This window comes from Rhodosalinus sp. (genome assembly GCF_046542825.1).
GTDB lineage: Bacteria > Pseudomonadota > Alphaproteobacteria > Rhodobacterales > Rhodobacteraceae > Rhodosalinus.
Window position 1 is genome coordinate 1 of sequence record NZ_JBKHAQ010000122.1, and the last position, 8140, is coordinate 8140.

At 70.2% G+C, this 8140-nt stretch carries 7 protein-coding genes; all 7 read left to right on the forward strand.

Going from position 1 to position 8140, the window contains the following annotated elements; genetic code table 11:
- The coding region (locus tag ACLFOB_RS13050; RefSeq protein WP_410926350.1) for an FAD-dependent oxidoreductase at positions 1-420 on the forward strand (420 nt) is incomplete at its 5' end.
- A 96-nt stretch (positions 421-516) separates the two neighbouring features.
- Complete coding sequence (locus ACLFOB_RS13055) at positions 517-783, forward strand: sarcosine oxidase subunit delta (RefSeq protein WP_410926351.1); 267 nt, start codon at positions 517-519, stop codon at positions 781-783.
- Positions 780-3716: a sarcosine oxidase subunit alpha family protein gene (locus tag ACLFOB_RS13060; protein WP_410926352.1), complete on the forward strand. Its 2937-nt coding sequence runs from the start codon at positions 780-782 to the stop codon at positions 3714-3716. Before ACLFOB_RS13055 ends, ACLFOB_RS13060 begins: the two co-directional genes overlap by 4 nt.
- Positions 3709-4281, forward strand: coding sequence for a sarcosine oxidase subunit gamma (locus ACLFOB_RS13065; RefSeq protein WP_410926353.1), 573 nt, complete (start codon positions 3709-3711; stop codon positions 4279-4281). Before ACLFOB_RS13060 ends, ACLFOB_RS13065 begins: the two co-directional genes overlap by 8 nt.
- A gap of 42 nt (positions 4282-4323) precedes the next feature.
- Complete coding sequence (locus tag ACLFOB_RS13070; protein WP_410926354.1) at positions 4324-4626, forward strand: hypothetical protein; 303 nt, start codon at positions 4324-4326, stop codon at positions 4624-4626.
- Positions 4627-4674: 48 nt separating this feature from the next.
- Positions 4675-6618, forward strand: coding sequence for a DNA primase (gene dnaG, locus ACLFOB_RS13075; protein ID WP_410926355.1), 1944 nt, complete (start codon positions 4675-4677; stop codon positions 6616-6618).
- A 110-nt stretch (positions 6619-6728) separates the two neighbouring features.
- On the forward strand, positions 6729-8140 hold a 1412-nt coding region (locus ACLFOB_RS13080; RefSeq protein WP_410926356.1), incomplete at its 3' end, for an RNA polymerase sigma factor region1.1 domain-containing protein.

Genomic DNA, 8140 nt, shown 5'->3' on the forward strand with positions numbered 1-8140 from the left:
CATTTCTACATCAGCCAGTCCGACAAGGGCGGGCTGGTCTTCGGCGGCGACCTGGATTTCTACGCCTCCTACGCCGCGCGGGGGAACCTTCCGATGGTGGAGCATGTCATGGAGGCGGGGATGACGCTGATGCCGATGATCGGCAAGGCGCGCGTGCTGCGCAGCTGGGGCGGCATCATGGACATGACGCCCGACGGCTCGCCGATCATCGACAAGGCACCGGTGGAGGGGCTCTATCTGAACTGCGGCTGGTGCTACGGTGGCTTCAAGGCGGTGCCGGGGTCGGGCTTTTCCTTCGCGCATCTGATCGCGACGGACCGGCCCCATGCGCCGGCCGCGCGCTTCCGGCTGGACCGCTTCGCGACGGGCCGCGGGCTGATGGACGAGGAGGGGACCGGTGCGCAGCACAACCTGCACTGAGGGCGCGCCGGTCCGCCGGCAGCGACAGCCCGCGGGGTCCGGAATGGGTATTTGGGGACCATTGAAGGACGCAGGACCAGGCCGGACGGGGCGCTCATGCGACTGACATGTCCACTTTGCGGCGCGCGGGATCGCCGCGAGTTCACCTACAAGGGCGCGGCGGTGGCGCTCGACCGGCCGGCGACGCAGGACTGGTCGCCCGAGTGGGACGACTACCTGCACAACCGCGCCAACCCGGCGGGCGAGACGCGCGATCTGTGGCAGCACGCGGCGGGCTGCGGCGCCTGGCTGGTGGTGACGCGGGACACGGTGACGCATGCGGTCCGGGACGTGCGGCTGGCGCGCGAGGGGGCGGGCGGATGAGGCTGCCGGGCAAGGGGCGCAACGCGGGGGCCGAAGAGGTCCGCTTCCGTTTCGACGGGCGGGACTATCGCGGGCGGGCGGGCGAGCCGCTGGCTGCCGCGCTGATGGCTGCGGGCGTCCGCGTGATGGGCCGCAGCTTCAAGTATCATCGCCCGCGCGGGGTGATGACGGCCGGTTCCGAGGAGCCGAATGCGCTTGTGACCGTCGGGCAGGGCGCGCGCCGCGAGCCCAATGTGCGCGCCACGGTTCAGGAGGTGTTCGAGGGGCTCGAGGCCTTTGGACAGAACGCCTGGCCCTCGCTGCGCTTCGACCTGCTGGCGGCGAACGATCTCTTGGCGCCGTTCCTTGGCGCGGGCTTCTACTACAAGACCTTCATGTGGCCGCGCGCCTTCTGGGAGAAGCTATACGAACCCGCCATCCGGCGGGCGGCGGGGCTGGGCGCGCTGTCTGGCGACCACAACCCGGACGCTTACGAGAAGGCCTTCGCCTTCTGCGACCTGCTGGTGATCGGGGCGGGGCCGACCGGCCTGATGGCCGCGCTGACGGCAGGCCGCGCCGGGGCGGAGGTGATCCTTGCCGACGAGGGGGCAGAGGCGGGCGGGCGGCTGCTATCGGAAGACGAAAGCGTGGGCGGCCAGCCGGCCGATGCCTGGATCGCCACGGTGCTGGCGGAGCTTGCGCAGATGCCCAACGTGCGGGTCATGACGCGCACCACCGTCACCGGCGCCTACGATCAGGGCACCTATGGCGCGCTGGAGCGGGTGAGTTCGCATCTGGCGCGTCCTGCGCCGGAACTGCCGCGCGAATGCTTCTGGCGGATCGCGGCGAAGCGGGCGGTGCTCGCCGCAGGGGCGCTGGAGCGGCCCGTCGCCTTTGCCGGCAACGACCGGCCCGGCGTGATGCTGGCCGGGGCCATGCGCTGCTATCTGCACCGCTGGGGCGTGGTGCCGGGGCGGTCGGTCGTCGTCTTCGGCAACAACGACGACGCGCAGCGCACGGCGCGCGACCTGGATGCCGCGGGCGTGCGGGTGGTGGCGATGGTGGACTGCCGCGCCGACGCTCGGGAGCTCGACGGTATCCGCACCCTGAGGGGGGCCGTCGTGACGGGCACCGCCGGCGGGCGGCATGGCCTTCAGGCCGTCAACATCCGGCACGCCGACGGGCGGATCGAGAGCCTTGTGACCGACAGCCTTGCCGTCTCGGGCGGGTGGAACCCGAGCGTGCACCTGAGCTGTCACATGAACGGCCGCCCGGTCTGGCGCGAGGACATCGCCGCCTTCGTGCCGGCAGAGGGCGCGGTGCCGGGGCTGATCCCGGCAGGGGCCTGTGCCGGCGTGTTCTCGACCCGTGGATGCCTCGAGGCCGGTGTGCGGGCGGCGGGCGAGGCGCTGGCCGACCTCGGGATGCAGGCGCCGGCGCTCACCGTGCCCGAGGCCGAGGATGCGCCCTACCGGCTGGCTCCGCTATGGGCGGTTCCGGGCAGGGGCCGCGCCTGGCTCGATTTCCAGAACGACGTGACCGTGAAGGATGTGACGCTCGCCGCTCGGGAGAATTACCGCTCCGTCGAGCACATGAAGCGCTATACCACGCAGGGCATGGCGCCCGATCAGGGCAAGACCTCGAACGTCGCCGCGCTCGCCGTGCTGGCCGACGCGACCGGCCGAAGCATCCCCGAGACGGGCACAACCACCTTCCGCCCGCCCTATGTGCCGGTCGCGATCGCCGCGATGGGCGCGGGCGCGCAGGGCAGGGGCTTCGCGCCCGAAAGACTGACGACGAGCCATGCGGCCAGCGTGGCGCGCGGCGCGCCGATGATCGAGGTGGGGCTCTGGTATCGGCCGAGCTACTTCCCGCAAGGTGACGAGGACTGGGAGGCCGCCTGCCTGCGCGAGGCGCGCATGGTGCGCGAGGCGGTGGGGGTCGCCGACGTCTCGACCCTGGGCAAGATCGACGTGCAAGGGGCCGATGCGGCGCGCTTTCTCGATTTCGTCTATACCAACAGCTTCTCGACGCTGAAGCCCGGGCGCGTGCGCTATGGCCTGATGCTGCGCGAGGACGGGCATGTGATGGACGACGGCACCACCGCGCGGTTCGGCGAGAGCCATTTCCTGATGACAACCACGACCGCCGCGGCGGGCGAGGTCATGGCACATCTGGAATGGGTTCGGCAGGGGCTGCGCCCGGACTGGGACGTGCGGCTGATCTCCGTGACCGAGCAATGGGCGCAGTTCGCGGTCGCGGGGCCGCGGGCGGCGGAGCTGCTCGACGGGCTGATCGACGGCGGGCTGGACAAGAGCGCCTGGCCCTTCATGTCCTGCGGGCCCGTGACGGTGAAGGGGATCGCGGGCCGGCTCTTTCGCATCTCCTTCTCGGGCGAGGAGGGCTACGAGATCGCGCTGCCGGCGCGCTACGGCGCGGCACTTTTCGACGTCCTGGTCGCGCGGGCGGAGGCGCTGGGCGGCGGTCCCTACGGGATGGAGGCGCTGAACGCGCTGCGCGTCGAGAAGGGCTTCATCACCCATGCCGAGATCCACGGACGCACCACCGCCTTCGACATCGGCATGGAGCGGATGGTGAGCGCGAAAAAGGACTGCATCGGCAAGGCCGCCGCCTCGCGCGAGGGGCTGACCGGCGAGGACCGCGAGCAGCTCGTGGGCTTCCGCCCGGTGCAGGAGGGCGCGCGCATGACCGCGGGCGCGCATGTCTTCGCCGACGGCGCGGCGCATGTGCGCGAGAACTCGGAGGGCTATGTCACCTCGGTCGCCCCCTCGGTGGCCTTTGGTGGCTGGCTGGGCATGGGCTTTCTCAGGAACGGGCGCGCGCGGCACGGCGAGGTGGTGATGGTGGTGGATCACCTGCGGGGTCGGCGTCTGCGCGCCACGGTGCAGGATCCGGTGCAATACGATCCCGAGGGAGGGCGGCTGCGTGGCTGATCTGACCCCCAGGACACCCTGCGCCGGGCTGCTGCCGTTCCGGGCGGGCGACGTGCGACTGACGGAGGTCGATGCGGGCCGCATCACCTCGCTGATGCCGGGGCCGGAGCAGGCGGCCGCGCTCGACGCCGCGCTGCGCGACGCGCACGGGCTGGGCTGGCCGGACCCGGGGCGCGCGGCGCTGGGCGAGGATGCGGCGGTGGTCTGGACCGGGATGGACCAGGGGATGCTGATGGGGCCCGCGCCGGATGCGACCTTGAGCGCCCACGCCGCGCTGACGGACCAGTCGGACGCCTGGGCCGTGGTGGAGCTGTCGGGCGAGGCGGGTCCGGCGGTGCTGGCGCGGCTGGTGCCTGTGGACCTGCGCCCGCTGGCGTTCCCCGTGGGCGCCGTGGCCCGCACGCTCATCGGGCACATGCATGCGGGCGTCCTGCGGACGGGGCCGGCGACGCTGCGCCTTCTTGCGTTCCGCTCGATGGCCGGCACGCTGGTGCAGGAGTTGCGCGGTGCGATGGAGGGTGTGGCGGCGCGGCACGGGCTGGATGGCGCGGGGTCGTCGCGCTAGGGTCCGGCCCGACCGAAAGCGCCCTTCGCAGGAGACCTGTTCATGCGCCGCATTGCTGCCCTCTTCCTGGCGTTCTGCGCCGCGCCCGCCATGGCGCAGGATCTGCCCACGCTGTGCGAAACCTCGGCGGGGATCGCCGCCGCGGCGGCAGAGGTGCGCCTTGCCGGCGGGGCGACCGAGGCACAGGCGGTGGCGCGGCTGCAAGCCGAGAACGAGTCGCCTGCGGCGCAAGTGCTCATGCTGGAGATCGCCGCCTGGGTCTGGACCCTGCCCGAGGCGCAGCTCGATCCGGCGGCGATCGAGGCCGCTTTTGCGGAGCAGTGTCTGGCGCAGGGCAGTCGATAACCCCGCTGGAACTGGACAGCGCGCCATGCGCACCCGATATTGCAGGCTATGAGCCTTCCCCCCGGTTTCCTCGACGAATTGCGCAGCCGCCTGAGCATCGGGCAGGTGGTGGGGCGCAAGGTGATCTGGGACAGCCGCAAGTCGAACCAGGCCAGGGGCGATCTATGGGCGCCGTGCCCCTTCCACCAGGAAAAGACCGCCAGCTTCCACGTCGACGACCGCAAGGGCTATTACTACTGCTTTGGCTGCCACGCGAAGGGCGACGCGATCAGCTTCGTGCGCGAGACCGAGAACCTGGGCTTCATGGAGGCGGTCGAGGTGCTGGCGCGAGAGGCGGGGATGCAGATGCCCGCCCGCGACCCCCGCGCGCAGGAAAAGGCCGACCGCCTGGGCCGTCTGCGCGAGGCGATGGAGGCCGCGGTGCGGCATTTCCGGATGCAGCTTGCGACCGGCGCCGGGGCCGAGGCGCGCGACTACCTCGCGCGGCGCGGGCTGGACGAGGCCACGATCGGGCGCTTCGAGCTCGGTTTCGCGCCCGACGCGCGGCGCGGGCTCTTCGAGGCGCTGGGCGGGCAGGGATTTCCGCCCGAGGTTCTGATCGAGGCAGGGCTTGCGGCGCGGCCCGACGACGGCGGCGCACCCTACGACCGCTTTCGCGGGCGGATCGTCTTTCCGATCCGCGACGGGCAGGGGCGGGCCATCGGCCTGGGCGGCCGGGCGATGCGGACCGATGCGCGCGCCAAGTATCTCAATTCGCCCGCCACGCCGCTCTTCGACAAGTCGCGCAGCCTCTACAACCTCGCGCCCGCGCGGGAGGCTGCCGGCAAGGGCCGGCCGCTGATCGTGGCAGAGGGCTACATGGACGTGATCGCACTGGTGCGCGCGGGATTCGAGGGGGCGGTCGCGCCGCTTGGCACGGCGATCACCGAAGAGCAGCTTGACCTGCTCTGGCGGATGGCGGACGAGCCGCTGATCGCGCTCGATGGCGACCGCGCGGGCCTGAGCGCCGCGCAGCGCCTGATCGACCTCTCGTTGCCGCGGCTGAAGGCGGGCAAGGGCCTGCGCTTCGTGCTCATGCCTCCGGGCAAGGACCCCGACGACCTGCTGCGCGAGGGCGGGGCGGCCGCGATGCAGAAGCTCCTCGACGGCGCGATGCCGATGGTCCAGCTGCTGTGGCAGCGCGAGACCGAGGGCCATGTCTTCGACAGCCCCGAGCGGCGCGCGGCGCTCGACGCGCGGCTCAAGGGCCATGTCGACCGGATCGCCGACCCGGTGCTGCGGCGGCATTACGACGATGCGCTTCGCGAACTGCGCTACCAGATGCGCCGCGCGTCCAATGCGTTGCCCGCGCGGCGCCGCGGGCTGCCGCCTCCGCCATCCGCCCCGCGCCCCAGCACGCAACGGTCGCTGCTGGCCGCGGGCGGCAGCGGGCCGGTGCCCGAGCGGTTGGCTGAGGCCGCGATTCTCTCGGCGCTGTTGATGCACCCCTCGCTCGCCGCCGAGGTCGAGGCGCAGCTCGAATCGCTTGAATGGTCCGACCCTGCCAACGCCGCCATGGGGGCCGCGATTCTCGCGCATCAGGACCTGTCGTCGGAGGCGTTGCGCATTCGGCTGGCTGAACTTTTGGGCGCCGAGCCCCTTGAACGTCTCGACTCGCTGGACCATCTGGCGGTCATGCCCTTCCGCAGGCGGCCCGAGGATCGCGAATCGGCCAGGCTGGCCATCGCGGGGGCGCTCGACCGGCTCGAGGCGGAACAGGGTCACCGCATGGAACTGAGCGAGGCGGAGGAAGACATCGCGGGGCTCGCCACCGAAACGCTCACATGGCGGCTGCGCGATGCGGCAGAAGCGCGTGACCGGGCGGTGCGCGCGATGCAGGAGGACAAGACCGACTACGAGATTGCCGAGAACGGTGCCCGGATCGACCGCCGGGAACGCGAGGCAATGCTGAAGATGCTTGCCGAACTGGGCCTCGACACACCCCGCGGATGAGGCCGCGGCACGACAGACGCCGGAAAAATTGGGGGCACCGGCTGTCCGAATCAGTTTGCCGCGCTATTGATTCGCGCCAATGATTCGCCCCTCACAGCCAGGAGAGCCGAATGGCCGCCAAGGACACCGAGGACCGCAAGACCGAAGAGCAGGATCAGGACGGCGCTCTGACGCTCGACATGAGCCAGGCCGCGGTCAAGAAGATGATCGCCGAGGCGCGCGAACGCGGCTTCATCACCTACGACCAGCTCAATTCCGTCCTGCCGCCGGATCAGGTGTCCTCGGAGCAGATCGAGGACGTGATGTCGATGCTCTCCGAGATGGGCATCAACATCATCGAGGAGGAAGAGGTCGAGGACGACGAGGACAAGGGCTCGACCGAGATCGTTCAGGCATCGACCTCGAAGAATGTGGCCGTCTCCTCGTCCGACAGCGAAAAGCTCGACCGCACCGACGATCCCGTGCGCATGTACCTGCGCGAGATGGGCTCCGTCGAACTGCTGAGCCGCGAGGGCGAGATCGCCATCGCCAAGCGGATCGAGGCCGGGCGCAACACCATGATCGCCGGGCTGTGCGAAAGCCCGCTGACCTTCCAGGCGATCACCATCTGGCGCGACGAACTGCTGTCAGAGGACATCCTGCTGCGCGACGTGATCGACCTCGAGACCACCTTCGGCAACCAGCTGGGCGACGAGGAGGTCGAGGAGGGCGTCGTCGCGACCGGCGCACAGCCGACCGAATCCAAGAGCCAGGGCGCGCGCGAGCCGGAATACGACGCCGACGGCAACCCGATCCAGCGCGAGGATGACGAGGACGACGACGACCAGGCCAACATGTCGCTCGCCGCGATGGAGGCCGCGCTCAAGCCTCGCGTGCTCGAGACGCTGGACCGCATCGCCGAGGACTTCGGGAAACTCTCCGACATGCAGGATGCCCGCATCTCGGCCACGCTGAACGAGGACGGCTCGTTCTCGACCGCGCAGGAAGAAACCTATCAGAAGCTGCGCGCCGAGATCGTTGAACTGGTGAACTCGCTGCACCTGCACAATAACCGGATCGAGGCGCTGATCGACCAGCTCTACGGCATCAATCGCCGGATCATGGGGATCGACGGCGCGATGGTGAAGCTCGCCGATCAGGCGCGCATCAACCGCAAGGATTTTGTCGACGCCTACCGCGGCTGCGAGCTTGACCCCGCGTGGATGGACCGGATGCGCGAGAAGCCGGGCCGCGGCTGGCAGACCTTCTGCGAACGCTTCTCCGAAAAGGTGGACGAGTTGCGGACCGAGATGGCGCAGGTGGGCCAGTACGTGGGCCTCGACATCGCCGAGTTCCGCCGCATCGTGCAGCAGGTGCAAAAAGGCGAGAAGGAGGCCCGGCAGGCCAAGAAGGAGATGGTGGAGGCCAACCTGCGCCTCGTGATCTCCATCGCCAAGAAATACACCAACCGCGGGCTGCAGTTCCTCGACCTCATCCAGGAGGGCAACATCGGCCTGATGAAGGCGGTGGACAAGTTCGAGTA